General features: G+C 63.1%; 21 protein-coding genes. 4 read left to right on the forward strand and 17 right to left on the reverse strand.

The genetic code is table 11. The features are described 5' to 3' along the window. Together AvAM_RS18075 and ettA are read right to left on the reverse strand one after the other, a co-directional pair. Positions 1-2,529, reverse strand: coding sequence for a DUF1631 family protein (locus AvAM_RS18075; RefSeq protein WP_137748348.1), 2,529 nt, complete (start codon positions 2,527-2,529; stop codon positions 1-3). Between the two features lie 89 nt (positions 2,530-2,618). Then, positions 2,619-4,280 (reverse strand): energy-dependent translational throttle protein EttA, encoded by a 1,662-nt coding sequence (gene ettA, locus AvAM_RS18080; protein ID WP_137748349.1) that lies wholly within the window; start codon positions 4,278-4,280, stop codon positions 2,619-2,621. Positions 4,281-4,535: 255 nt separating this feature from the next. Here ettA and AvAM_RS18085 point away from each other — a divergent pair, with 255 nt between their 5' ends. From AvAM_RS18085 to AvAM_RS18100, 4 genes are all read left to right on the forward strand, one after another. After that, positions 4,536-6,347, forward strand: coding sequence for a DEAD/DEAH box helicase (locus AvAM_RS18085; protein ID WP_137748350.1), 1,812 nt, complete (start codon positions 4,536-4,538; stop codon positions 6,345-6,347). Positions 6,348-6,402: 55 nt separating this feature from the next. Then, the gene (locus AvAM_RS18090; RefSeq protein WP_307722882.1) at positions 6,403-6,969 is read left to right on the forward strand and encodes a nucleoside-diphosphate sugar epimerase; all 567 of its coding nucleotides are present in this window, start codon (positions 6,403-6,405) and stop codon (positions 6,967-6,969) included. Positions 6,970-7,003: 34 nt separating this feature from the next. Continuing rightward, positions 7,004-8,062, forward strand: a complete 1,059-nt coding sequence (locus tag AvAM_RS18095; protein WP_137748352.1) for an endonuclease/exonuclease/phosphatase family protein — start codon at positions 7,004-7,006, stop codon at positions 8,060-8,062. A gap of 130 nt (positions 8,063-8,192) precedes the next feature. Continuing rightward, positions 8,193-10,085 carry a M14 family zinc carboxypeptidase gene (locus AvAM_RS18100; protein WP_137748353.1) on the forward strand — a complete coding sequence of 631 codons (1,893 nt, stop codon included), beginning with the start codon at positions 8,193-8,195 and terminating at the stop codon, positions 10,083-10,085. A gap of 163 nt (positions 10,086-10,248) precedes the next feature. Here AvAM_RS18100 and ybaL read toward each other — a convergent pair whose 3' ends face one another. The 15 genes from ybaL to AvAM_RS18175 all read right to left on the reverse strand — a co-directional run bounded on the left by ybaL (position 10,249) and on the right by AvAM_RS18175 (position 24,952). Next, positions 10,249-11,988 carry a YbaL family putative K(+) efflux transporter gene (ybaL, locus tag AvAM_RS18105; protein WP_137748354.1) on the reverse strand — a complete coding sequence of 580 codons (1,740 nt, stop codon included), beginning with the start codon at positions 11,986-11,988 and terminating at the stop codon, positions 10,249-10,251. A 452-nt stretch (positions 11,989-12,440) separates the two neighbouring features. Next, positions 12,441-12,665: a hypothetical protein gene (locus AvAM_RS18110; RefSeq protein WP_137748355.1), complete on the reverse strand. Its 225-nt coding sequence runs from the start codon at positions 12,663-12,665 to the stop codon at positions 12,441-12,443. 36 nt (positions 12,666-12,701) lie between these two features. After that, positions 12,702-13,004, reverse strand: a complete 303-nt coding sequence (locus AvAM_RS18115) for a hypothetical protein (protein WP_137748356.1) — start codon at positions 13,002-13,004, stop codon at positions 12,702-12,704. Positions 13,005-13,075: 71 nt separating this feature from the next. Continuing rightward, a complete protein-coding gene (locus AvAM_RS18120; protein ID WP_137748357.1) occupies positions 13,076-13,441 on the reverse strand; it encodes a hypothetical protein in 366 nt (121 codons plus the stop codon). Further along, a complete protein-coding gene (locus AvAM_RS18125) occupies positions 13,438-13,908 on the reverse strand; it encodes a lysozyme (protein ID WP_137748358.1) in 471 nt (156 codons plus the stop codon). Before AvAM_RS18125 ends, AvAM_RS18120 begins: the two co-directional genes overlap by 4 nt. Beyond that, on the reverse strand, positions 13,905-14,225 hold the full coding sequence (locus AvAM_RS18130) for a hypothetical protein (protein ID WP_137748359.1): 321 nt from the start codon (positions 14,223-14,225) through the stop codon (positions 13,905-13,907). Before AvAM_RS18130 ends, AvAM_RS18125 begins: the two co-directional genes overlap by 4 nt. A gap of 64 nt (positions 14,226-14,289) precedes the next feature. Further along, positions 14,290-15,075, reverse strand: a complete 786-nt coding sequence (locus AvAM_RS18135) for a hypothetical protein (RefSeq protein WP_137748360.1) — start codon at positions 15,073-15,075, stop codon at positions 14,290-14,292. Between the two features lie 5 nt (positions 15,076-15,080). Further along, positions 15,081-15,908 (reverse strand): hypothetical protein, encoded by an 828-nt coding sequence (locus tag AvAM_RS18140; RefSeq protein ID WP_137748361.1) that lies wholly within the window; start codon positions 15,906-15,908, stop codon positions 15,081-15,083. Beyond that, positions 15,905-16,561 (reverse strand): hypothetical protein, encoded by a 657-nt coding sequence (locus tag AvAM_RS18145; RefSeq protein ID WP_137748362.1) that lies wholly within the window; start codon positions 16,559-16,561, stop codon positions 15,905-15,907. Before AvAM_RS18145 ends, AvAM_RS18140 begins: the two co-directional genes overlap by 4 nt. Further along, on the reverse strand, positions 16,558-17,514 hold the full coding sequence (locus AvAM_RS18150) for a hypothetical protein (protein WP_137748363.1): 957 nt from the start codon (positions 17,512-17,514) through the stop codon (positions 16,558-16,560). Before AvAM_RS18150 ends, AvAM_RS18145 begins: the two co-directional genes overlap by 4 nt. Next, entirely contained in the window at positions 17,511-22,118 is a 4,608-nt protein-coding gene (locus tag AvAM_RS18155; RefSeq protein ID WP_137748364.1) for a tape measure protein, read from the reverse strand. Before AvAM_RS18155 ends, AvAM_RS18150 begins: the two co-directional genes overlap by 4 nt. A gap of 467 nt (positions 22,119-22,585) precedes the next feature. Next, on the reverse strand, positions 22,586-23,113 hold the full coding sequence (locus tag AvAM_RS18160; RefSeq protein WP_137748365.1) for a hypothetical protein: 528 nt from the start codon (positions 23,111-23,113) through the stop codon (positions 22,586-22,588). A gap of 36 nt (positions 23,114-23,149) precedes the next feature. Beyond that, entirely contained in the window at positions 23,150-24,043 is an 894-nt protein-coding gene (locus AvAM_RS18165) for a hypothetical protein (RefSeq protein WP_137748366.1), read from the reverse strand. Between the two features lie 52 nt (positions 24,044-24,095). Beyond that, positions 24,096-24,365 carry a DUF1799 domain-containing protein gene (locus tag AvAM_RS18170; protein ID WP_137748367.1) on the reverse strand — a complete coding sequence of 90 codons (270 nt, stop codon included), beginning with the start codon at positions 24,363-24,365 and terminating at the stop codon, positions 24,096-24,098. Between the two features lie 65 nt (positions 24,366-24,430). Continuing rightward, the gene (locus tag AvAM_RS18175) at positions 24,431-24,952 is read right to left on the reverse strand and encodes a phage tail assembly chaperone (RefSeq protein ID WP_137748368.1); all 522 of its coding nucleotides are present in this window, start codon (positions 24,950-24,952) and stop codon (positions 24,431-24,433) included. Positions 24,953-24,997: the final 45 nt, after the last annotated feature.

A 24,997-nucleotide genomic window follows, 5' to 3' on the forward strand; every position in this document is an offset into this window, starting at 1 on the left:
TCAGCGGCTTTTGGAAGATTTGGAACCGGACGAGGACGACAGCGGCGCCGACTTGGACAGTGGGGCCATCTTGGAGCTGGACGATGATCGCGCACCGGACGCCCGGGCGTCGGTAGATTTGCGCTCTGTGCCCAAGGCAACCGAAGCACCAGAAGCATCTGCAGCCGCTCGCCCCGCTTTGGCCTGGTGTGCGGGCACCACACGCAAGGCCCCCTCCTGCGCCAGCTTGTCCCGCATGCGCCGCGTCATGGACTGTGTGCTGGCATCGGGTGCAGTGAACAGAAACAGCGTGCCATGGGGGCTGGCCCATGTCAGCTGCGTACGGACCACACGCCCGTTGGTCACCAGCTCCACCCACGCACCGATCACAAAGTCTGCATAGGGATCAGGCACCTCCACGGCCGGCGTGCTGCTGACCTCGGCCTCTTCGGGTGCTGGAGGCGACACCTCGGCAGCATCGGGGGCGGCTTCAACCACCACGGGCTCTGCCACTGCCACGGGTGCCGGCTTTTCGAAGGCTTCTTGGTGCAAGCCCACCAAGCGTTGCAGCAGGGCACTGGTCTGGACAGCCGGGTAGTTAACGGTCTTGAGGCCCTTGCGCAGTTTGGCCAGCAAGCCGGGAATGGCCTGGTTAAGCCGGTCGGGCTCTTGCCGGGTCAAAGCTGGCTGGGCACTCCAGAGCAACACGGGCACCAGGGCCAGGTAGCCCCCCGGATCATCTTTGCCACCATCGCTGTTCATGACCTGTGCCAGCGCAATCACATCGGCCCAGGGGCCTGCGGCGAAATCAAGAATGTCGGCGGGCACCTGCTCCAGGTCAGGCAGCTTGCGGATGTCGGCGGCCACTTTTTCGGCCAGCAGTTCCCGTTGCTCGGCATGCAGGCGGGCTTTTTCCTCGGCCTCCTGCGCTGCCTTGATTTTTTGCTCCTGCTTGTCCCAGGCCGACTGCAGCGCCTTGAGCACGGTATCGAAAGGGCCTGCGTCTTTGATCTCGTTGGTGGACAAATGCTCGACGGCCCCTGTCACCAGACGCATGAAGCTGCTGAACCCCTGGTCCGTCTCGGCAGTAAAGGCCAGGCTGCGCTGAGTCAGCTCATCCAGCAGCCGGCGTGCGGGATGGGTACCATCCGTGAAAAAGCGACCATCGTGGTGCACCAGTTGCTTGAGCGCAGGCTCCAGGCTCTTGATCGCCAATTGCACAGGGGGCAGCAAACGCGCATCCTGCGTAATGTTGGCCATCATTCGGCCCACCACCTCCACCGCCATGGCGGTGGACTGCGTCGCGGCCTCCATGGGCATGGCGGCATACACCACAGGAGCCACCCCGGGCCCCCGCCGCCCCGATAGCGGCACAGGCAAGGATCCAGCCTGGCTCGCACTGACGCCCCCGGCCAGTCGCCCAACCAACCGCTCCAGTTGGGCCATGTCTTCAATGGCCTCTGCAGCCGCCCCGGATGGGAAATACGCTCCGGAAAGTGAAGATTGCGCACTGGCCGTGCCCGCGCGGGGATCCACCCAGCCAGGTTGTCCTGCAACGGGTTGCGGCACCATGGGCTGCACCGCCACTGCGCCATAGCCAGGCGGCGCAAACGGATCGCCACCGGCCAGCATCTGGCGCAGGATGCCCACGGTCAGCAATGCCTCTTCAGCCGCATCGACCGCTGCCGACATGGGGGCCTGCTGAGAGTCGCCGCTCCAACCGGTGGATGGCCCCATGCCCCGGCCGTAGCCGGTGTTGCCATAGTCGCCCATGGGGGCATTCATCGAATGGCCGTAGCCGGAATACCCGGTGCCATAGCCGGTTCCGGGGCCGCCGTAGCCTTGCCCGTAACCTGTGCCCGGGCCACTGTTGCGCCCGCCGCCGCCCGAGGGAGTGCCCAGCACGGCGTAGCCCACGGGCTGAACCCCATGCTCGCGCAGGCTCTTGGCGGTGTTTTTGTATTCCTCTACGAGGAGCTTGCCCAGCAAGTCCCGCATGTGCTGCATCCAGAGCTGCCGGACTTCGGGCGACACCCCCGTGTCGCCCACCACCTGCTGCAGCGCCCGGATGTAGCTTTCGGGGCGCAGCGGGTTGCGCTCAGGCTGCACGCTGCGCAGGCCTTGGGCGGCGCTGACCAACGTGTTGAGTTCGGCCAACACGGCATCGGTGGCATGCAAGGCCGCCTGCTGGGCCTTGGAGAGTTCCACCTGAGCCAGCATCTCGTTTTCGTCCATGAGCGACAGCTCACCGAAATCCATGCCAGTGTCGTCGGCCGAGCTGCGCCCCTTGGCAGGAGCAGGCCCCTCCGCAAAGATCTCCAGCAGGGCCATGGGGTAGCCCTTGACCAGTGCTGCCTCATGCTGGTTGAGGTAGCGCAGGCTGTCACTGATCAGATTGCGCTGCTGGATCCCGACGCTGCCCGTCTCTTCCTCCGCCAAGGCCCCTTGCGTGACCTTGACCAGCTGCTGCATCAATGCCTCGCCCCCGCGCACGGCGTTGACGACACAAGCACGAAACACGGTTCTCGTACGAGACGCAGGCTGGGACATGGTGGGGAGGAATCGGCGGACAGGTTTCCAGTTGCAATCCTACTTGACCTGAGGTCTTGTTTCAGGTCTTCGAACCGCCTCCTGGTGGCTTATTTCAGTGCTTTGTAACGCATCCGCTTGGGTTTGGCGCCCTCTTCACCCAGGCGCTTCTTCTTGTCAGCCTCGTACTCCTGGTAATTGCCGTCAAAGAACGTCCACTGGCTGTCACCTTCGGCGGCCAGGATGTGGGTGGCGATGCGGTCCAGGAACCAGCGATCGTGGCTGATTACCAACACTGTGCCGGCGTACTCCAGCAGAGCGTCTTCGAGGGCACGCAGGGTTTCCACATCCAAGTCGTTCGACGGCTCATCCAGCAGCAGCACGTTGCCACCGGCGATGAGGGTCTTGGCCAGGTGCAAGCGGCCACGCTCACCACCGGAGAGCATGCCCACCTTCTTCTGCTGGTCGCCGCCGTTGAAGTTGAAGCGGCCACAATAGGCGCGGCTGGCCATCTGGAACTTGCCAATGTTGATCATGTCCAGCCCGCCGGACACGTCTTCCCACACGGTCTTGTCGTCTGACAGGGCATCGCGGTGCTGGTCCACAAACGCCATCTTCACCGTGGCGCCAATCACCACCTCGCCGCTGTCGGGCTGCTCTCGGCCGGCGATCAACTTGAACAGCGTGGACTTGCCGGCCCCGTTCGGGCCGATGATGCCGACGATGGCGCCGGCCGGGATGGTCATGGACAGGTTGTCGATGAGCACGCGGTCGCCAAAAGACTTGGTGACGTTGTGGAACTCGATGACTTGGGTGCCCAGACGGTCGGCCACAGGAATGAAAATTTCCTGCGTTTCGTTGCGCTTTTGGTATTCGAAGTCGCTCAGTTCCTCAAAGCGGGCGATACGCGCCTTGCTCTTGGCCTGGCGGCCCTTGGCGTTCTGGCGCACCCACTCCAGTTCCTTCTTCAGGGCCTTGGCGCGGGCTTCCTCGCCCTTGTTCTCGGACTCCAGGCGGGCCTGCTTCTGGTCCAGCCAGGTGCTGTAGTTGCCCTTGTAGGGGTGGCCGTAGCCGCGGTCGAGTTCCAAAATCCACTCGGCCGCGTTGTCCAGGAAGTAGCGATCGTGGGTGATGGCCACCACGGTGCCGGGGAAACGGTGCAGGAACTGCTCGAGCCAGTCCACGGACTCGGCGTCCAAGTGGTTGGTGGGTTCGTCGAGCAGCAGCATGTCGGGCTTGGAGAGCAGCAGGCGGCACAGCGCGATACGGCGCTTTTCACCGCCGGACAGCAGGCCGACCTTGGCTTCCCAGGGGGGCAGGCGCAGCGCGTCGGCGGCGATTTCGAGTTGGTGCTCCGAATCCGTGCCGGCTGTGGCAATCACGGCCTCCAGGCGCGCCTGCTCGGCGGCCAGCGCGTCGAAGTCGGCATCGGGCTCGGCGTAAGCTGCGTACACCTCTTCCAGCTTGGCCTTGGCGGCAAACACTTCGCCCATGGCCTCTTCCACACTCTCGCGCACCGTGTGCTCCGGGTTGAGCTGGGGTTCCTGGGGCAGGTAGCCGATCTTGATCCCCGGCATGGGGATGGCTTCGCCTTCGATTTCCTTGTCCACACCCGCCATGATCTTGAGCAGGGTGGATTTGCCCGAGCCGTTCAGGCCCAGCACGCCGATCTTGGCGCCGGGGAAGAAGCTCAGGGAGATGTCTTTCAAGATCTGCCGCTTGGGCGGCACGGTCTTGGAGACGCGGTTCATCGAATAAACGTATTGGGCCATTGGGATCTTCGGGGTTCTAACCTGGGAAATGGAGCAGAAGAATTTCTGCGTTCAGATGCCGATTATCGGGCCATGCGACAATATGCCTCGCGACGGGCTCCAGTTGCCCGCTGCATCAGCACACTGCTGGGGACGAAAGAAGCACCCTGCTTCCGGGCTCCCAATCCTGAACCTCATCGGCTTGAGACTGGCTCGGCAACCCCCGGTTGCACGACAGGCCGATACCCAGCGCCCCGGACGGGCGCATCCAAAGACATGACATTTGACGAACTGAACCTGGCTCCTGCCATCCTGAAGGCCGTGCACGAAACGGGCTACGAGACCCCGACGCCCATTCAGGCCCAGGCCATTCCCGCCGTTCTGGAAGGCCATGACCTTCTGGCCGGCGCCCAGACTGGCACCGGCAAGACCGCCGCGTTCACCCTGCCGATGCTGCACCGCCTCTCGCAAGGCACGGCACCCAAGAACAAGTTCGGCGGCAAGGGCATTCGCGCCCTGGTGCTGACCCCCACCCGTGAACTCGCAGCCCAGGTCGAAGAATCTGTGCGCGAGTACGGCAAGTACCTGGACATCAACTCCACCGTCGTCTTCGGCGGCGTGGGCATGAACCCGCAGATCGACCGCATCAAGCGCGGCGTGGACATTCTGGTGGCCACCCCGGGCCGCCTGCTGGACCTGCAGCAACAGGGCTTCCTGGACCTGACCACCGTAGAAGTGCTAGTGCTCGACGAAGCCGACCGCATGCTGGACATGGGCTTCATCCACGACGTGAAGAAGGTGCTGGCACTGGTGCCCAAGGACAAGCAGAGCCTGCTGTTCTCGGCCACCTTCAGCGATGAAATCCGCGACCTGGCCAACACCCTGCTCAAGAACCCACAGAGCATCCAGGTCACCCCCCGCAACACCACGGTGCAGCGCATCACCCAGGTGATTCACCCCGTGGGCCGTGGCAAGAAAAAGCAGGTGCTCCTGCACATCATCCAGCAACACAACTGGAGCCAGGTGCTGGTGTTCACACGCACCAAGTTCGGCGCCAACAACGTAGCCGAGTTCTTGACCAAGAACGGCGTACAGGCCATGGCCCTGCACGGCAACAAGAGCCAGAGCGCCCGCACGCAGGCTTTGGCCGGCTTCAAGAGTGGCGACATCCGCGCCCTGGTGGCTACCGACATCGCTGCGCGCGGCATCGACATCGATGACCTGCCGCACGTCGTGAACTACGAAATCCCCAACGTCTCCGAAGACTACGTGCACCGCATCGGCCGCACGGGCCGCGCGGGCGCCACGGGCGAAGCCGTGAGCCTGGTCTGCATGGACGAAGAAGGCTTCATGATGGAGATCGAGCGCTTCACCAAGCAGCAGATCCCCGTGCAGGTCATTGAAGGCTTTGGCCCCGATGCAGGTGAAAAGGCCGAGCCCATCGCCATGGGCCGCCAGACCATCTGGGGCGGCGCAGGCAAGCCCCCGAGCCGTGACGTGATGCAGGCAGCCGCCAAAGCCGCCCGCAGCGAAATGATGGAACGCATCCGCACCAACAAGGCCGGCCAGGGCGCTGGCAACGGCGGCGGCGAGCGTGCCCCCCGCCCCGCCGGTGGTGGCAATGGCGGCGGTGGCCGTGGCGGGCGCGCCGGTGGCGGTGCATCAGCGAACGGCGGCGGCAATGGCCCGCGTGGCGGCCGTGCCGGTGGCGGAGGCCAGGGCGGCGGCGCACGTGCTGGCGGCCAGGCTCCTGCACGCGGTCGCTCCGGCGGCGGTGGTTACGAGGGCGGCGGTGGCGGCAATCGCTATGACGACTCGCAACCTCCGCGTGCCAACGCCCACCTGGGTACACACTCGGGCCACAGCACCCCCGGCAACCGCCACTCGGGCCATTCTGCCGGTGGACAGCCTGACCCCATGCGCACCAGCGTAGACAGCATGGGCGGCGGTGGTCGCCGCGGTGGTGGCGGTGGTTATCGCAACTCTGGAGGTGGCGGCTATGGTGGTGGATCAGGCGCGGGTGGCGGTGGTGGCCGGGGCAACGGGCCTCGTGGGTCGGGCGGTCCTCGCGGCTCTTTTAACCGCTGACACCAGGACTTCGGGGGGCAGCGGTGCCACAGCGGCTACCGCGTGCCCTGCCACAGTGCATGTTCTGCACGCGCGGGACCGCCGGGCGCCCGCGCTGAACCACCCCCGCCTGCAACTGCACGCGGTGGACTTCACCGCGCTCCCGGCCCTGCCGCCGGTAGACGATGTCTACATCACCCTGGGCACTACCATCGCTGCAGCAGGCAGCCAGAGCGCATTCCGGGCCGTGGACCATGACGCCGTGCTGGCCACAGCCCGCGCAGCCCGTGCAGCGGGCGCCACGCGCTGCGGCGTGGTCACGGCCATGGGCGCCAATGCGCAATCCCACATCTTCTACAACCGCGTCAAGGGCGAAGTCGAACGCGACCTGCAAGAACTGGGCTTTGCCACGCTGGTGATTGCGCGCCCCTCCCTCATGATCGGTGAGCGCCAAGCATTGCAGCAGGCTGCACGCCCAGCCGAATCACTTTCCATCCGACTCTTCCAATGGCTGGACGCGGTCATTCCCGCCAACTACCGCGCCCGCCCCGGTGCAGATGTGGGGCTGACACTGGTCCAGGCCGTACAGTCGGCCCCTGACGGACTGCACGTGCTATCAGGCCACGCATTGCAGCCCGGCTGACACGCCGTACCAGCAGATCCTTGCCAGAGCTCCCATGCGCCCAACCGATTTGCCCCAACCCCTGGCCACCCTGATGGTGGCCACCTGCAACGTGCTGAATCTGGCCAACCCAGGGCGCATGTTCTACGACAACCAGGACCCGTACAGCGCCGCAGAATTCGAGCGCAAGATCACCTGGCTGGGGGAACGCTTTCGCATGCTCAACGCCGACGTGCTGGCCGTGCAGGAGGTCTGGGATGAAGCCGCCTTCAAGGGCGCGCTGGGCCGTGGCAGCCTGCGCTACGACTTTGTGGCCGTCCCGGGGGCAGAGAATGACGCAGCGCGCCACGGTGCCCAAGGGACGCCCCGCGTGGGCATTGCCACGCGGCTCAAGGTAGAGGCCTTGCAGTCGTTTCCCGACTTCCCCCCAGGTTTCCAGGTGGAGGTGCCCGGCATGGGCCCGCACACCCGCTTCGAGCGCCCGCCCCTGGTGGCCACGCTGCGCATGAAACATGGGCAGACGCTCAATGTGCTGACCGCGCACCTCAAATCCAAACGCCCCAAGTTCCTGCAGGACGCGCAAGGCAACCCCACCGAGGACCGGGACGACCGCAAGGCGATGGCACTGGCATCGCTGCGCTCGCTGGTCATGCGGGGCGCCGAGGCAACGGCCCTGCGCTGCCTGGTCATCGACCTGCTGCACCGCACCAATATCCCGCTGGTGGTGCTGGGCGACTTCAACGACACGCCCGACAGCGTGACCACCCAGCTCATCTGCGCCACCACCGAAATCGCCTACGACCGATCGGCCAGGGATGTAGCGCTGTTCAACGCCTACGACCTACAGGGCGAAGCCGCATTGAAAAAAGACGTCGCGTATTCGCACATTCACCAGGGATCCCCCTCCGTGCTTGACCAGATCCTGGTGAGCGAAGAGTTCATGGCCAACGGGCGCAACAGTGTGGGCGACGTGCGCAGGGTGGACTACTTCAACGACCACCTGCACGAAGGCCGCGACCGCACCCGGTCAGACCACGGCTTTGTGCGCGCCTTGCTGCGGCTCAGGATGCCGCCCGCAATGCCGTCGCCATCACCGCAAGCCAATTCGGCATGAGGTGCAGCCCCCTCGCCATGTCAATCAGCGCTTTGCAACGGGATGTACGCCGACACAGCCCGACACAACTGCGCAGGTAACATCCACGGCACAGACGCCCCCCAGCGAGGCATCCATTGGCAGAACCCACATGACCATGCACTCTTTTCTTCGCCGCGCGACCCGCGCAGACTCAGACACGGCCCGCCCTGCCGCTGCTTCTTTGGGGGCCATGCGCTGGACGGCTTCAGCTACCTTGGCCGCCCTGCTGCTGACGGCCTGTGGCAGCACACCGCTGCCCCCCTGGCCCTCCACACCAGCAGCCCAAAGGGCCAATGCCCCCGCTCCCCTGCCGCGCGCGCAGCAAGGTACCGTGGTGCCCGCTCCGCTGGGCCAGCAGCACCAGCAACCATCGCTGCAGCCACCGCAGCGGGCGGCCGTGGTGTCCACCCCCCTGCCCCCGACTGCGCCCTTGGTGGTGCAAAACGAAGGCCCCATGGCGCCGCCCTACGGCGCCGCTGTGGCTGCACGTTTCCCGAACCCGCCGATTTCGTACAACACCCCGGGGCTGGCGCAGGATCGCCGCGCCTTCACCACCAACGCCGAGCTGGGCCAGTGGCTGCGGTCCCTAACGGATGCCGTACCCCGAGGAACCACCCGCACCAAGCTGCTGAACCTCGGGACATCACAACGTGGTGAACCCATCCAGGGCCTGCTGCTCACCCGCGCTGCGGGCACAGACCCCGCCAGCCTGGATACCAGCGGCCGCCCCACCGTGGTGCTGATAGGCCAGCAGCACGGCGACGAGCCCGCAGGCAGCGAAGCCCTGCTGGTTATCAGCAGTGAACTGGCCCAGGGGCTCCTGGAGCCTTTGCTGGACCGCATCAATGTGGTCGTGGTGCCCCGCGCCAACCCCGACGGTGCCGAAGTCGGTACACGCGTCACGGCCAATGGCGTGGACATGAACCGCGATCACCTGCTGCTCAACACCCCCGAGGCCCGCGCACTGGCCCAGGTCATTAACGACTACCGCCCCATCCTGGTCGTGGACGCCCACGAATACACCGTGGTGGGCCGCTATCTGCAGAAATTCAACGCCGTCCAGCGCTACGACGCCCTGCTGCAGTACGCCACCACCGCCAACTACCCCGAGTTCCTGACCAAGGCCTCGCAGGAGTGGTACCACCAGCCCATGGTCACCGCCCTCAAGGCCCAGGGCATCACCAGCGACTGGTACTACACCACCTCGACCAATCTGCAAGACAAGCGCATCTCCATGGGCGGCACGCAGCCCGACACGGGCCGCAACGTCAATGGCCTCAAGAACACCGTCAGCCTGCTTATCGAGACACGCGGCGTGGGCATTGGCCGCATGCACATCCAGCGCCGCGTGCACTCGCAGGTCACGGCCATCAGCAGCGCCCTGCGCACCACGGCAGAGCGTGCCGCCAACCTGGAGCAGGTGCGCTCCTTCGTGGCCCGGGACGTGAGCGCCCAGGCTTGCCGTGATCAGGTGGTCATCGAGGCTGCCGCCACCCCTACCCAGCGCGACCTGGACTTTCTGGACCCCGAGACCGGCGCAGACCGTTCCATCCGCGTGGACTGGAACTCGTCGCTGACCCTGCGGGCCGTCAAATCCCGCGCCCGCCCCTGCGGATACTGGCTGGCGGCGGGGTCTACTGCGGCCGTGGAGCGTCTGCGCCTGCTGGGCTTGCAAGTGATGCGGGTGGCCGAGCCCGGCGCCATGCTGGCCGAAACCTACCGCGAAACGGCGCGCGAAGCGGGCGACCGGCAGGACGTCATCGGCACCATCGCCGGTGGCACAGGCATCGTGCGCGTCGAGGTGTCCACCGTGCGCAGCGCTGTGGATGCCCCCGCTGGCAGCTTCTATGTCCCGCTGAACCAGCCCCGCGCCAACCTGGCCATAGCCGCCCTGGAGCCCGACACGCAGAACAGCTACTTCGCCAACCGTTTGATCGACGACCTGGGCCAGATGGCCCGTGTCATGGCCACGCCCGCTCTGGTATTTGAGGAAACCGACTAGGCAAAAAAAGGCAAGCCATCGGCCGGCTGCACCGGCCACGGCGGCGCAGCGCGGGCCGAAGACGGCCCCATCCGCAGGAGAACAGCTCGCGAACCACACTTGCTATTAAATATATAGCAAACAATCCTTTATGGTTGCGCGCAAAGGCCGAATATTTCTTGAATTACACCGGGCCATGAAGCGGCGCAGGCCCGGTCTGCCGCACATGGCGCGCCCGGGACCGCTCCAGTACATGACGCGACATCAGCTCGGCCAGCGCATCCTCCGCAAGGAAAACGACCGTGCCCTCACACTCCTGCACCAGCCTGCGCGCTTCGTCGTCGCTGTGGCTACGCACCACGGTTTCGATGGCGGGGTTCAACGTCATTGCCGTGCTGATGATCTGCCGCACGTTGAGGGAATCCGGGGTGGCAATCACCAGCATAGCCGCGCGGGCGATGTGGGCCTGGATCAGCACGGCGGGCTCCACTGCATCCCCGAACACGGCTGCAATACCCTCCGCCCGAAGCGACTCCACCAGTTCCCGGTTCTGTTCAGCCACCACAAAAGGAATGTCCTGGGCAGCCAAGGCACTTGCCACGCGCCGCCCAACCCGGCCATAGCCCACCAGCACCACCTGGCGGGCCAGGTAGCGCGAATCCGTGCTCATCGGCAGCTCGGCCAGAGGATCGTCACGCTGCTCCAGCTGCCGCGCCCAGGCAGAGCGCGCACGCAGCCAGTCCTGCAACGGCGCAATCGCGTGGAAGAGCAAGGGATTGAGCGCCATCGAAATCAGTGCCCCTGCCAGGACCAGGCTAGCCCCTTCCGGCGGCAAGAGCCCCAGCGATGAACCCAGGGCCACCAGGATGAACGAGAACTCGCCAATCTGCGCAAGACTTGCCGACACCGTAAGTGCCGTGTTGAGCGGATACCGAAATGCCAGCACCAGCCCTGCAGCGGCCAGCGTTTTGCCCACCATGATGATCGCCACTACGGCCAGCACCTGCAACGGCCGCTCCCACAACACGGCGGGGTTGAACAACATGCCGACCGACACAAAAAACAGCACGGCGAAAGCATCGCGCAGTGGCAAAGACTCATGTGCCGCGCGGTGGCTGAACTCCGATTCCCGCATCACCATGCCGGCAAAAAAAGCACCGAGGGCAAACGACACACCAAACAACGCAGCCGAGCCGAACGCGATCCCCACTGCGGCGGCCACCACACACAGCGTGAACAACTCCCGCGAGCCCGTGCGCGCCACCTGCCACAGCACCCAGGGGAACAAACGGCGCCCCACCAACAGCATCAGGGCCACAAAGCCCCCGACCTGAAGCAGTGTCCAGCCCAGGGCGCGCCCCAGTTCTGCGGCATCCAACTCCGTACCGGCGCCATCCCCCAGCCACCCTGCCAGCGGAGGCAAAAGCACCAGCACCAACACCATGGCCAGGTCTTCCACCACCAGCCAGCCCACCGCAATGCGGCCGGTGTAACTGTCCAGAATGCCAAGTGTCTCCAGCGCCCGCAGCAGCACCACCGTGCTCGCGACCGACAGCGCAAGGCCAAACACCAGCGCACCACCCAAACTCCACCCCCACCAGGTGGCCAGCCCCATCCCCAGCGCCGTGGCCACCATCATCTGCACCACAGCCCCGGGGACGGCAATCTTGCGCACTGCCAGCAGGTCACCAAAAGAAAAGTGCAGGCCCACACCAAACATCAGCAGCATCACGCCAATCTCGGCCAACTGGCTGGCCATGGCCGCATCTGCCACAAAACCCGGAGTGAACGGCCCGATGACCACCCCCGCCAACAAGTAACCCACCAGCGCCGGCAGGCGCAGGCGTGTGGCCAGAAAACCCAGCGCCAACGCCAGCCCGAGGGCTGCGGCAATGGTGTGGATAAGGGTCACGCTGTGCGGCATGGAGAGATGTGAAGGAAGAAGATGAAAGTGCCCTGTGCACCCTGCACATGATCTCGTTATAACCGCATCCACCCCTGTGCTGCAAAATCAGAGGGCTTCTTCCAGGAGAAGACGCCGTGGCGGGTATGATCCAGCCTCTGCATCAACGCAGTGGCGGACACACCGCCCAGCGAGTAGGCATTGCCGCTGAAAGCCTCTTTTCTGCCCGTAGCTCAACTGGATAGAGCAATAGCCTTCTAAGTTGTTCGGCAAAGCCAGCATTCATGCGGTCCGCAGACCGTTTCTTGATACGCAAAGCTGTACGTTCAATCAGCTATTTAGGCCGCATTCTTTCGTTCCCGCCATGCCCATTGCGTATCAGTTTGGCGCCTTCTCTGGCGCAGCATCGACAGGCGCCGTGCACGCAGCCAGCGCAGTGCGTAGCAGCAGAAATGGTGAGACTATGGCTTAACCTACTTCGGGCCAATCCAAACGCCAACCTCGTTCTCGGTAGGTGCGTACGATGGGCGGTCTTCCGTGTAGTAGCTTTTGTCTTCTGAGTCGGCGACTACCACCCAACCGCCTCTCGCAAGCCAGATATGCTGGACTTCCCCTCTGGCGGCGCCATCCCACATGGAACGCACCTCCGCATCCGGCGGCATTTGTTGCAGGGCTTCAATGAGTTGTTGGACCTTCATGGCTCAATTGTCCAATCGCCACTAGTCCGCGTCTACCTATTTCGGCCACGCCGAGCGCAGCCCAAGGGGCTGTTGAGGCGCTGGCTCGATGGGCCGCGTACAGATGGCCAGGGCCGCAACCAGCTGAACCTCATAGCCCTTGCGGCGCTCGATCTCGGCTTGGGCCGCCTGGGTGAACTGGTCCACCGTGGCGCCCGGCCGCAGGGCCTCGGTGGGCATCACCGGGCGCTCGGGCTCTTTCTCCTGGCAGGCCACGGGCACGGCCACGTTCACGCGCTGGATCTCCACGCGCGGCGGCGTTGTATTGCAGCCTGTCAGCGCCACGGCAGCCAGCAACATGCAACCTTGCAGAAACCGCGATTTGTCAACCAACCAACCTTGCGGATTCCGGCTTTTGTCAACCAGAGTCTTCATGGCTTCGCCCTCCCCTTGAGCCATTCGTCCACCCGAGCCTGCGCGCTGGCGCAGACATCGCCCGGCACCGGAGCTGGCGTGGACAAAATCACATCTGCGCGCTGGTTGTGCCCCTGCGCAGCGCTGGCTGCTGCTGCGCGCGCTGGTGCGGCTACGACATAGCGGCGCTCTGCCAGCTTGCGCAGGTCATCGACCGATGCGGAGCACTCGCTAGCCGCCTGGCGTATGCCGTCGCGCTGGCCCTCCATGTCGCGCAGTGCGGTCTGCGCCTCGGTGGTGTCGTCGCGCTGGCCCAGGTAGGCCCAGCCCAGCAGGCCGTTGGCGGCAACGCTGATGGCAAGGGCGATCAGGATGGGGTTCATGGTGTTTTCCCTTCGCACATTGCACGCTCAGCGGCGCGGCGCCGCACCAGGCCGGGCAGTTCCTTGCCGCCCGCCAGGGTCCAGCGCGACAACTCGGCGCAGGCCCCGGGCATGTCACCGGCGTTGGCCTTGCGCACCAGCGTGGACTTGCAGAAGTTGCCGTTGCCCACGTTGAAGGCGAACGACAGGAATGCGGCCTTTTGACCATCGGTCAGCGGGTGCTTCAAGCAGTCGATGGCCTCGGTGTGCTTGAGCAGGTCGCCCATCAGTTGCGCATCGCATTCCTCCTTGGTGAAGGTCTGCCCCATGCGCAACTCTGGTCCAGTGTGCCCGGTGCAACTGGTGAGGATGCCGATGGGATCGCGGTAGGTGCGGTACACCGTGCCCTCAAAGTGCGCCACCAGAGGGAGCGCGAGCGCGAGCGCGCCGCCGCCGACCTTGGCGGCCAGTCTTTGGCGCGGCGTCATTTCGGACTCACTCCGCCCTTGAGGGCCGCCCAGAATGCAGCCATGGACGCCCCAAGGCCGACCAGATAGCCCAGAGGCTTGGCCGCCTTTCCAATCCACGTCAGCACCTTCATGGCGCCCTTCCAGCTCTCGAACACATCCAGCATTTCCGCCGTGTTGGCCTCGATGCGTTTCGTGGCGTTGGTGTTCTCGGCCAGCTCCACGCGGAACTGGGCCTGCTCCAATTTGATCGCCGTCACTTCATCCGTCAGGGAGTTCATTCGCTTGTCCCCTTCCGCGAGTTCGTTGTGGATCTGCTGCAGGTTTTCTTCGTTCATCTAGCGCCCCTCCCAGGCAAAGAAAAACCCGCCGAAGCGGGTTGTGTTTGGATGCGGGCGCGGTTCACTTCCACCCGGCCTGGATGTCGAAAAACCGCGCGATGAACGGCCCCGGGCACCCTGCATCACACAGCACAGCAAGCCCCAGTGATGTACCGGACAGGGAAACGTGGTCGTAGCCCTCGGCCCACACGCCCACGGCGTTTCGCCCTGTCTCCGTGCTGAACAGGTTGTATGCAGTGTGGGTTGGACTGCTTTCCATTTGCCAATGGAAAACGGCGTCAGAGGCCGTCACAGCGTGCGGCGCGTAGAAGACGCCAGGAACGCAACTACCACCGTTGAACCACGATGCACACTGCAGCACGTTGCTCGCGTTGATGGCGTCGTTCCTGTGGAACCGCTCGCCAGCAACGCCGAAGTCGCGGTGCAATATCACGCCCCTGGCGATGTACTGCGGGATTGCCATGTTGAAAGTGCCCCGCGTCAGGGCCGCAAGATGGTTGCCGTTTGCCGGTAGGCCGTGCGCAGGCTCAAAGAAGCCCTCGCCCCACGTCTTGAAGTGAAACCACTGCGTACCGTATCCATGGCATGGAAGGACAGCCGCCATGGCATCCGCACCACTCGCTTGCAGAACGTATGGGCTTGCGCTTGTGGCCTTGTGGTACTGCTGCACATCGCCAGCCCATCCGCGCGTTACAACGACTTCATACGGGACCGCACAAGGACTTCCTGCATCAGCGCCGCCGCATCCGACCAGGAATGCGACAGCCATAAAAAAACCCGCCAGAAGCGGGTTTGTCAGCTTGGTTTGGCGGCTCTTTCGCCACCATGGCAGGGTTGTTTGGAGCATGCCGTTCACTCCGAGAAAACTACGTACGCGAGTGCTGCGCCGCCTGCGTTGTTGATGCTAGCCGCTACGCGCACGCCACCACCTCCCCCGCCGCCTTGGCCGCCCGTCGTGCCCGCCCCTGTGCCTTGATTGCCGAAGCCTCCCGCGAACAACCCGACGACACCGCTACCGTCCCCGCCAACTCCCGGATGCCCAACCGTAGTTGAGAAAAACAGCATCGGGATGCTTTGGTGAATAAGCCCCATCAGGGGCGTTGTAGCAGGCGTGTTTGACCGCGCGCCTACGCTTCTCCCCGCCTGCTGGGGTGTCATAGTCAATTCTGACGACAATAGATTAAAAATGTTTGAGGCGGCGCCGCCGCTAGCGCTGTTATTGGCCTGCCACGCTGGAAGCCCTGGAACCCAGAAATCCGCTCCGGTTACAGTGGCGGCAGGTGTGGCCGGGTTCACCAACCCGGATGCGGCATAGATGCCGCCCTCGCCGCCTTGCAGCGTCATCACGGTAAGGCCGTCATAGACCAGCGTAGAAGAACTTCCCTGATTCCCGTTGTTGTTCGCGGCAGGCTGCACCCCTCCGGCACCGAGATTGACGGTGAGTGTTTTACCGGCCTCTACGTCAATGGTTACTTGACCCCAAGGCCCAGAATTACCACCCGTCGCTGACGCCGTAGAAGCTGTGTTCGCCCACGCGCCACTACCCCCGGATGCATGAAAAGGAACGGTGACTTTTGTGGCCCACGCGGGGACCGTGAAACTGCGTGTAACGAGCACCAGAGTCGTAAGACGCTTTGCCGATGCGGCCCCTGCGCCGCCGAAGGCTTGATCGTAGTTCATGCGAGTGTCACTCCGTCATACTTGAGTCGGAAGCCGCGAAACGGCGGGATGGCCATCGGTGAATCAGGCGTCTGCCCCTTCACCGTGTGGCCGTTGAAGTCCATGTATGAGCGCTGCGAAGTGGCATTCATGAATTCCAGCACGTCGCCGGGGAGCAGTGTTGCGGGGGCCAACATTACGATCCCCGATGCTGTTCCTGTGTATGCAACCCCCGCCGACATGGTTGTGTTCACGGCCACGCGCTGCGTCACTACCCCACCGTCACCGGTCGTCCAATCTGCGGACACACCCGGCTCTGACAGAGTGATGTTTGCAATGGCAACCACTGAGCGCCAGATTCGGTTGTTGTGCTTTACAGAGACGCCCTTGGCGGCCGGACCCGTCTGGTCTTCCCAGAAACCCAAAAAGTTCACGGAAGCCGAGGCTTCCTCGGCCGCCGTTACCGCCAGGTCTTTGGCCTGCAGTGCAGTTACCGCGTTGTCGTGGCTTATCTGCGTGTTGGTTGCGGCGTTCTCGGCAATCTCTCCGACCCGCGTGATTGCGCCCGGAACTGTTGTCCACGTCGCATAAGCGTCTTCATTGAATGTCGGACTCCCAAGCGCCGGGTACGGCGATGGGATGATCACATCCGGGGGTGTGACTGGTACGGTCATACGTTTCCTTTGATCTGCAGGTCCACCTGGGCGGTGGGCCAATTCACGGACCGGACAGAGCCGGTGATCTTTCCAACGGTGGCGAGGTGGCTGTACTTGGGCAGGCCGCTTACCTCGATGGCAACGGCCTTGCCCAGGATTTGTTCCAGCAACAGCTTTGCGGCGGGGGCCTGGTTCGCGTCGATGACGCAGGACAGGTTGATGTCGGTGGCTTTGCGGCCATCCGCATCGATGTAGGTCCCATCCTTGTATTCCTCGGGGTACGAGTAATCATGGGTAGCCGCCTCGACGCCGTACTGCACCCCGCTGGCCTGCGTGAGGGGCGCAAGCAGGGTCTTCCAGGTGCCAACGCTGATAAAGCCGATGGCCGCTTCCACCCCGGGGTCGTTGCGCGTCACCGTGATGGTTAGCTCCAGATTCGGGTGGATCGGCAAGTCTTTGAGGGTGATGTAGGTTCCACGCTGCAGGTCGCCAAACAGGTATTCCCATTCGCCGAATGCCTGCTGCCACAAATCGCGGTCAACGATGGGCGGGATCAGGTTCGCGCCGCCGGTCCCAGCCTTCGCGGAAATGCTTACCTTGTCGCCCTCAATGCCGTAGATCGCCACTCCAGTGGCAAACCCAGGATTGAGCACGATGGTCACATTCCCATTGCGGCGGGCCTTGGTGAACAAGTATTTGTCGAACGGCGCCATGCGGTTCGTGGGGGCGCCTTCATCCTTCTTCCACCAGCCTTGCGCGTTCGTGCTGTCTGGCTCGTAAGTGTTGGCTGGAGCGCCGGAGATTGCCTGAACACACTCATAGGTGTAGCCCTTCCACACCCTGCGCGCGCCGACAGCGAACGTGCCTCCAGTGGCCCAAATTGTCTCGCCGACACTGGAGTCCACTTCCGGGATGTTGGTAGCAGCGCCAAACATGGCGGCCGTGATGGTCTTGGGAATCAATATGTTCATGCGACCGCCTTGCTGCGCAGCACGGTGCCGCCGTTGGTTACATCGTTGAACTGCCGCCCCATCTGCGGCATCAGCTTCGTGTTGTTCTCGATGGCTTCCAGGCGCGCGGCCAAGATGGCGTTTTGCTCTGCCAGCCGGTTCACCGCTTCGGCCAGATCGGCGTTTGATCCGCCACCCGCCCCGGGGTTGGCGGCCGGGTTGTATGCCTTTGGCACAACGGCCTCACCTTCATGGATGTAGGCCAGCATGTCGCGCGGGACGTAGTTGGTGCCGATGTCAAAACGCGGGATTCCAGCGCCAGCGAAAAGCCTGTCCACATCTTCTTTGGGGATGTCGTATAGACGCGCGATGTCGGCATTCGTGGCGCCAGAGCCGTAGAGCGCCGCGTTGATAGACGCGAGCACCGCCGGGTCATTGAACGCGAGGCCCTTTTCTTCGCCGAAGCGCAGCTGCTGGTCAATGCGCGCCTTGAGCAGCGCGTCCTGGTCAACCGGCGTTCCCATGACTCCGCCACCACCGCCTCCAACACCCGCGAACGCGCCACCAGGTTGCGCGCCCTGTCCTTGTTCAGGATCGGCGGGTTTGAGGATCGCCAGGAGCTGGTCGAAGTAGCTCTGTACCGTGCCGGTCAGCGTGGTGGTGCCGTTCACCAGTTCCTCTGCACGCTTGTCGAGCGTGTTGAGGTACTCCAGCTGCTCATTCACGGCGCGCAACTGGCGCTCTTCAAACGACAGCTGCAGCTCTCCGCTATCGGCCAACTGAGACAACTGGCCGGCCAAAACCAGCGCATCGCGCTCGCGCTCAAACTGGGTCGCATACCGGCCACCGTCGATACCACTGCGCGCGGCGCTGATGGCGTCAGAAAGGCCGGAGTAGTCTGCAACCGAACCGCCAGCACGCACACCAGCAAGGGCCTGCTCGATGTAGACCATGCCTTGGGCTGCAAGCATGTTGCGCGTGCCGTCCACGGTCTGGTACAGGTCACGGGCGTTGCTGCGCAATGTGTCCACCGCGTCGGCAATGCCGCTGATGGTGTCCTGCAGGGCGGATGCTTGGCTGTTGAGCCCGTCACGGTCGCGGCCAAGAGCGCGCTGGAACTGGCTGTAGACGGCGTCCTGCTGCTTCTTGACGGCCTCTGCGGCGCCGTCCGCAGCATCCGTGATGGACGCGAAGGCGCCAGACAGGGCCAGCAGGGTGGCGTATGTCTTGCGGCCCGCCTCGCTCTTGTCCTTCTCGGCGGCCGACACCAGGGCGCGGAACTGGTCGCGCGCGTTGCTGGCGTTGATGTCGGGCAGCTGCAGGCCCAGGCCGGACAGCTGCTGCGCCAGCGAGCGCTGCAGGTTGGCTCGCTGCTCTTCGCCGCTAAAGAAGTTCGTGTAGTAGGTCTGCAGGTTGCCCAGCAGCTTGTCGAACCCGCCGGATACCTCAGCCAGGCCTGCGGCCGCGTCAAAGCTCAGCGCGGCCAGCGTGTCCAGGCCCATGCCTTTCAGCGCGTCCTTGAACTGGTTCACGCCCACGATCTGGGCGTTGATCGTCTCCAGCAGCTTGTTGGCGGCGTCTTCGGTCAGGCCTTCGGCGTCCACCTGGGCCAGCAGCTTCTTGACGGTTTCGGGGATGTCCGACACGGTCTGCAGCGCCTGGATGGTGGATTGCTTCAGGTCGAGGGTGAAGTTCTCCAGCGCGGTCTTGAAGTCTGGGCTGTTGGTGCTGAACGACTCGAACAGCGTCCCGGCGTAGTTGTCGCCCTTGCCGGATTCGCCGAAGCCCTGGCCGGTGGACAGCAGGCCACCCGCGAACACGCCGCCACGGCCCTTGCCAGAGGTTTCCAGGCCAGCAGAGAACCCTGTGAGGGTTGCGGCGCTGCCAAGGGCCTTGAGGAAGCCGTTGATGCCGCTGGCCGTGCCCGCCACCGCCTCGCGGATGGCCGACTCTTGCGCCACGGGGTCGCCTTCCAGGCGGTAGGCAATGCCATCCTTCAGCGCGGTCTGCAGGCCGTTCGTGAAGTCGCGGTCGAACTGCTGGCCCTCGATGGTGTAAGTCTGGCCCCGGCGCTGGTTGGTAACGCTACCGTCGAAGGCCACGCCAAACTGGCCGCCCGTGCGGGTTTCGCCCTTGGTCTTTCCGATGATGGCCGTGAGTGCGCCGATGCCCAGGGCGATGGGGCCCAGCACCCCAGCAATGGTGCCCAGGCCGCCAGCCGTGGCGCCAGAGCCGATCAGGCCACCACCAAGCTCAAGCCCCCCCAGGATGTTGCCGCCCATCAGTTGGGAGAAGCCGGTGGAGATGCCGGCGCCAAAGTTGCCAGCAAGAGCGCCAACACCACTCAGGATGCCGCCAGCGCTGCTCAAAGCACCTGCGCCGCTTGCAGCTGCAGCGGCCGGGGCCGCCAGCCCCAGGGCGCCAGTCAGCGCCCCGGCGACGGGCGAGACGACAGCGCTCACGATTGGCCGCAGCACCAGCGTGCTGAACATGTTCTTGATGGTGTCGCGCAGGTTCTGGGCGAAGTCCTTGCCGCTCTCGAAGCCGCGCAGCAGGGCGTCGGTCAGGCTGCGGTTGATGTCGTCGGCCGTGCGCTGCCAATCCTCTGCCGCCTTTCTGGCCGCTTCTTCGTTGGTCTTCTCGATCTCCAGCGCCGTTTCCTTGGCCGCGCCCACGCGCTTGGCCGCAGCCAGGTCGCGGTACAGCTTGGCCTGCTCTTTCAGCGAGTCGTAGGTCTGCTGGTCGAGGTTGCGGTCCAGCGCCTTGATGGCCTGCAGTTCCGTATCGGTGGCCAGCATTTCCAGCTTGGCCGCGTCCAGGTCTGCTACGGCCTGCTTGGACAGCCCCATGCGCGCGGTGGCGTCTTCCTGGGCTGTGATATCGGCGCGGATTTTCTCGATGCCGGATTGCAGAGAAGCGAGGTACTTTTCGCGGGTCTGGGCGGCTTCGATGTTGGCTTTTGCCAGCGCTTTCTCAGCATCACCAGCCTGTTCGCTTGCGATCTTTCTCTCGAAGAGCGCGGCTACGGTAGCTCGTTGCTGCCCAGTAAAAGACGCCCACAGCGGGCTACCGGCCAGCGCCAGAAACTCTGTCTGCGCCTTGTTGTAGCCCATCTGCGCGGCTTCGGCTTCGGCGGCAGCCCTGGGGATTTCTTGGCCCAACTTCTGAATCAGCTTGTCGTATTCCGACAGATCGGCCTTCTTTGGCTTGCCGGTGACTTCACTGCCGGCGCTCGGCTTACTACCTCCGCGGTCCATGCGCGAGAAGTCTCCAGCCGTAGAAGCGGCGGCAGAGCGGTTGAATTCCTCTTGCGCCTTGCGCGCTCCCATGATGCGGCGCTCTGTCGCATCAATCGCCGCGCGCGCAGCCTCCCAGTCCTCCTTCATCTGGATGCCAATCGCGCGATTCCCGGCTAGGTCGCCACGCGCTATCGCGGCAACCTTGGCTGCGAATCCGCCCAACGTGACACCGGTCTGGGTGAGGACGTAGTTGACGTTTGCCCCCAATACCGCGACGGTTTCGAATACCGTTGCCAGCCCGTTTTGGGCCGATCCGAAAGCCCCTGAAGCGCGCTCGCCTTCGTCGTACGCCCCTGTCAGGGCCTTGATGATCGTGGTGGCATCTTCAATCGCTCCGTTCGCCAGCTTCACACTGTCATAGATCAGTGTCCCGGCGTTGCGCTCATTGATCGTGCGGAAAAGCCCATCCCAGGTGTCACCAAGCTCTGCGATGGCGCCATCAAGCGTCTTCGCGCGCTGCGCCATGGCGCCGCCGAATTGGTTGTTGCCGATGTCTTCCAGGTACTTGGTGATCTGCTGGGCGCTGTTGCCAATCGTGGTCGTTACACCTTGGAAGGTGAGGGAAACGCTATCCCCTTCCTTCTTGGCCTTGATGCCGAATTCCTTCAGGCGCTCAAACTCTCCCGTCGATGCGTCGGCCACGGCCTCGATCATCTGGTTGAGGTCTTTCCCCATGGCAGATGCTGTGTTGCCGAAGCTAGTGAGTGATGCCCGCGTTGGGTCGAGTCCCAGCGCCTTCATCTTCACGAAACCCTGCGTTGCCTGTGCCAAGCCAAACGGGGTTTCTTTCGCGAATTTCTCAATCCATTCGAACTCGCGGGCTGCAATCTCGGCACTGCCGGAGACTGTGATCAAGCTGGAGTTCAGGACATCAAACTCGCGCTGAACTGCCACCAGCTTCCCAACACCGCCGAGAAAGGACGCGCCAGCAAAGAGGCCTGCTGCCAACCTGGTTGCTGATTCCAGTGACTGCGCCATTTCAGCGTACCCGCGTGCTGCCGAACGGGCGTCTCCAGAAGACGAACGCAAGGCAGCATTCAGGCTGCTCACATCCTTCTGCGAGCGGTCAGCTGCCTTCCCGAGTCTGTCAATGCCATCGGCGGCGCTTGATCCTGCCTTGCCGAAACCTTCAATCCCACCTTTGGCGGTGCTGCTGCCGAGGTTCTCCAGTGTCTTGCCAGTCTTCTTGGCAGCGCCTTCTACTTGGCCCATGGCCTTTTCAACAGCAGGGCCCTTGCTCGCAAGTGTGTCGAGGGCGCGAATGCCCTTCTCCACACCATCGGTTTCGAGCGCAATGCCAATCGCTGCGATGTCTTCTGTGCTCATGGGCGGCCCAAATGAAAAAGGCCCGCCAAATGGCGAGCCCAGAAAAGAAAAAACCCGCCGAAGCGGGTTTTGAAGAACGAAAGAAATTAGCGCTTTAAGCGCCCGACTAAACGGCCTAAGGCCCTACCTGCGCTCACAGCGCCAGCAGAGGGCTTGATGACCTCAGCGGTATACCCGGCGCCCTCAGCAAGCGTTCTCCCTGCGGGGGTATGCACCGGCAACAGCTTTTCACTGCCACAAGCCCGACATGCGTCATGCTTGGAGCCAAGTCTCCATATCGAATAGATCAGCCCAGGGACTATGAATAGAAGCCAAAGAACGATTTCGACGGCCATAGAGCCGCGCGCCACAGTTTTTGGCTCGTCCACCGTCCCGCAGTCTTTGCACACAAGTTTCATGGCCACTCCTACAGATGCGTCATGCTATCCGAAGATGCTTGGCCATTTCAGGGGCGATTCAGTGGCCGATCAGGCAATGAAATCAACCTCAGTCAGCGACAGTCCATCAAAGTAGCACTTTGCGACGCCCCTGCTTCCAGGTGCTGGGCCGCTTAGCGTCTTGAACTCTACTGATACGACCGTACGGCCAGCGACGGCTCTGTAGGCTGTTGAATCGCCAAAATGGCAATCGCTCTGCAGTCTTGCCTTGATTTCCTCTTGGGCGATTTCCAGCAACTGTTGGTCACCAAGCCATTTGGACTTGTCGTTCTGTGAAACAACTTGACGCTTCGCAGCAACATCACTCTCAGTGATGAAGAAGCGTCTGCCATTCTTGCAGTCGGCGAAAAACACGATGTTGTCTGGCGGCGAACTTCGGACGTTGCTAAGTTCAAGCAACTCCAAACGATCACATCCAGGTGATGAGGCGACTATCTCAGCCGCAGGCTGCATCAAGGCATTGATGCGCTCTACGCCAAGCGCGCCCCAGGCTGCATACGTTTTTGGGTAGTTCTTCTCCGTGATCGGTATGACCGCGTACTCTGCTATGTCTCCCATAGGCCCTCCAAAGAAGGCCTCATGGTAGCGGAGGTATCAAAGCCAACCAAAGCCTTTGGCCATGACTCCCATAACGGCCGCAAGCGCAGCGCCGCCAGCGACATACATTTGCGCGTTCGTTGGCATATGGCTGACCCGCTCCTCGACTCTAGCCAGGCTCTCCTTCGTGGCCAAGGGCACTAGCTTCTCTTCCACTCTCGCGATGTCAGCTTTCATTGCCGAGTGCTTCAGCAACTCCTCCATTCGCACCAAAGTTGACTTGATGCCAGAAATGTCATCCGCAATCTTGTCCACCTTCGTCTCCAGAATGCCGACTCGGCGAGGCAAATCACTGCCTGAATCGCCGCCGCCAGCAGGAGTTGGGTTCCTAGGCGGAGGTTGCTTTGGATCAGCACCACCCGTGATTCCAAGATCACGCATCTGCTGAACAATCCCCATGACCGACTGGATAAATGATGGGGCAATGAGGCTTGCTGCATCAGGGCTTTTGACAAGCTGATCGAATGCGACACGGCTCACCTTGATGCGACCGGCCAGCTCCTTGATTGGCTGGATCGCATCTGGAGCTTCAGCCATATCCACGATCCTCTGCGCAGCGTCCGAACTAAAGTCAACCTCGGATGCGATCTTGAGTGCGATCTTGACAAGTACCCTACGATAAATCTCCAGCGTTTCGCCGACCGCTTCTGGTGGAACACCTAGCTCCCGCGCCCTTGTGCCGGCCGCTCTGATTCGAGAGGTGATGATCTCCTGCAATGCGGAGACTTCATTCAGTAGAACAAATGCACGCTGACTTGCAAACGACCCGCCATCAACTTCCTTCTCCCACCTCAGCAGCATGGACCGGAAATTGGAGACATTCTGGGCGAATGATTCCGTATTGATTTGAGCAAGTGATTCTGCTGAAACGTACTCTTCCGCCGATGCCATAGGCCCTCCAAAGTGCTTTCAGAGGACTCTAGCACCGCGCAACCTGAAGCGATCACCGCCTTTTCGCCATCTCTTCCAGCGCAGCCCCTTCCATGACCTCCAGGTCAAATCTCAGGGCATCCCAGGCCTCACAATCAAGGCCAATCCTGTCCATCAGCGGGTAGATGGCCTCCCACCGCAGGCCGAGAACGCCACCCATGCTTCCGTATATCCAGCGGCTGCCCAGCGAGGCAAAAAAATGCGCCGAGTTAGCGTTCTCCCGCCACAGCACAACGTCCTGCTCGACCTGTGGCGGCGGAGCAAAGATATCCAGGCCGACCATGCGCAGGGGCCGCGCCGCTCCTCTGTCCTTTGATTTGTCCCGGTGCAGGAAGCGCGCGACCTCCTTCAGTTTCCCTGGCGACGACCTTCCAGCTTGTCGTTGTATGCGGCAAAGATGGCGGCCTGCGCACCTTGATACTTGTTGCACATCTTCTCCAGCACTGGGGCGGTGAATTTGTCGTCGAGGTCCCAGCCGGTGGCGATCTTCTGGATCATCAACGCGGCGTTCTGCGCAACCAGGCGCTGGATTACGCTTTGCTTCACTGGCTTCATGAGCGCCATGATCGCGGCCTCTTTGGCTGCTTCTAATTCTTCAGCCGTCGGTGCGGCGCCATCGGCCGACTTGGCGGGCTTCTTGACCTTCTTCTGCGCGGCGGCGTACTCCGCTTCAGCATCGGCGCGCGCGGCGTCAAAAAGAGCCTTGATATCAGCGTTCACCTTGTCCGTGTTTTCTTCACGGAGCTCTGCCCACTCCGTGCCAGTGAGGTGCTTCGCGGTGAATTCGATGGATGCTGGCCCGGTGGGCGTCTGAATTTCGACGGACAGAGGGAACGTGCTCGGCGCATCGCCAATGATGAGTTTTGCCATGGTGGATTTCTTTCTTCGCAGGGTTGAATAGGCCCGTGCCAAGCG

The sequence above is a fragment of the Acidovorax sp. NB1 genome (assembly GCF_005405905.1).
Classification (GTDB): Bacteria; Pseudomonadota; Gammaproteobacteria; order Burkholderiales; family Burkholderiaceae_C; genus Acidovorax.

Coding starts and splice junctions, on each gene's coding strand:
- AvAM_RS18115 (WP_137748356.1), bottom strand. CDS start 13,004: ATGTTGCTGGCTGCCGTGGCGCTGACAGGCTGCAATACAACGCCGCCG.
- ybaL (WP_137748354.1), bottom strand. CDS start 11,988: ATGCCGCACAGCGTGACCCTTATCCACACCATTGCCGCAGCCCTCGGG.
- AvAM_RS18110 (WP_137748355.1), bottom strand. CDS start 12,665: ATGAAGGTCCAACAACTCATTGAAGCCCTGCAACAAATGCCGCCGGAT.
- AvAM_RS18075 (WP_137748348.1), bottom strand. CDS start 2,529: ATGTCCCAGCCTGCGTCTCGTACGAGAACCGTGTTTCGTGCTTGTGTC.
- AvAM_RS18165 (WP_137748366.1), bottom strand. CDS start 24,043: ATGGCATCGGCGGAAGAGTACGTTTCAGCAGAATCACTTGCTCAAATC.
- AvAM_RS18145 (WP_137748362.1), bottom strand. CDS start 16,561: ATGACCGTACCAGTCACACCCCCGGATGTGATCATCCCATCGCCGTAC.
- AvAM_RS18095 (WP_137748352.1), top strand. CDS start 7,004: ATGCGCCCAACCGATTTGCCCCAACCCCTGGCCACCCTGATGGTGGCC.
- AvAM_RS18175 (WP_137748368.1), bottom strand. CDS start 24,952: ATGGCAAAACTCATCATTGGCGATGCGCCGAGCACGTTCCCTCTGTCC.
- AvAM_RS18085 (WP_137748350.1), top strand. CDS start 4,536: ATGACATTTGACGAACTGAACCTGGCTCCTGCCATCCTGAAGGCCGTG.
- AvAM_RS18150 (WP_137748363.1), bottom strand. CDS start 17,514: ATGAACATATTGATTCCCAAGACCATCACGGCCGCCATGTTTGGCGCT.
- AvAM_RS18120 (WP_137748357.1), bottom strand. CDS start 13,441: ATGAACCCCATCCTGATCGCCCTTGCCATCAGCGTTGCCGCCAACGGC.
- AvAM_RS18130 (WP_137748359.1), bottom strand. CDS start 14,225: ATGAACGAAGAAAACCTGCAGCAGATCCACAACGAACTCGCGGAAGGG.
- AvAM_RS18125 (WP_137748358.1), bottom strand. CDS start 13,908: ATGACGCCGCGCCAAAGACTGGCCGCCAAGGTCGGCGGCGGCGCGCTC.
- AvAM_RS18170 (WP_137748367.1), bottom strand. CDS start 24,365: ATGGTCGGCCTGGATATCTTTGCTCCGCCGCCACAGGTCGAGCAGGAC.
- ettA (WP_137748349.1), bottom strand. CDS start 4,280: ATGGCCCAATACGTTTATTCGATGAACCGCGTCTCCAAGACCGTGCCG.
- AvAM_RS18160 (WP_137748365.1), bottom strand. CDS start 23,113: ATGGGAGACATAGCAGAGTACGCGGTCATACCGATCACGGAGAAGAAC.
- AvAM_RS18100 (WP_137748353.1), top strand. CDS start 8,193: ATGACCATGCACTCTTTTCTTCGCCGCGCGACCCGCGCAGACTCAGAC.
- AvAM_RS18155 (WP_137748364.1), bottom strand. CDS start 22,118: ATGAGCACAGAAGACATCGCAGCGATTGGCATTGCGCTCGAAACCGAT.
- AvAM_RS18135 (WP_137748360.1), bottom strand. CDS start 15,075: ATGCTCCAAACAACCCTGCCATGGTGGCGAAAGAGCCGCCAAACCAAG.
- AvAM_RS18140 (WP_137748361.1), bottom strand. CDS start 15,908: ATGAACTACGATCAAGCCTTCGGCGGCGCAGGGGCCGCATCGGCAAAG.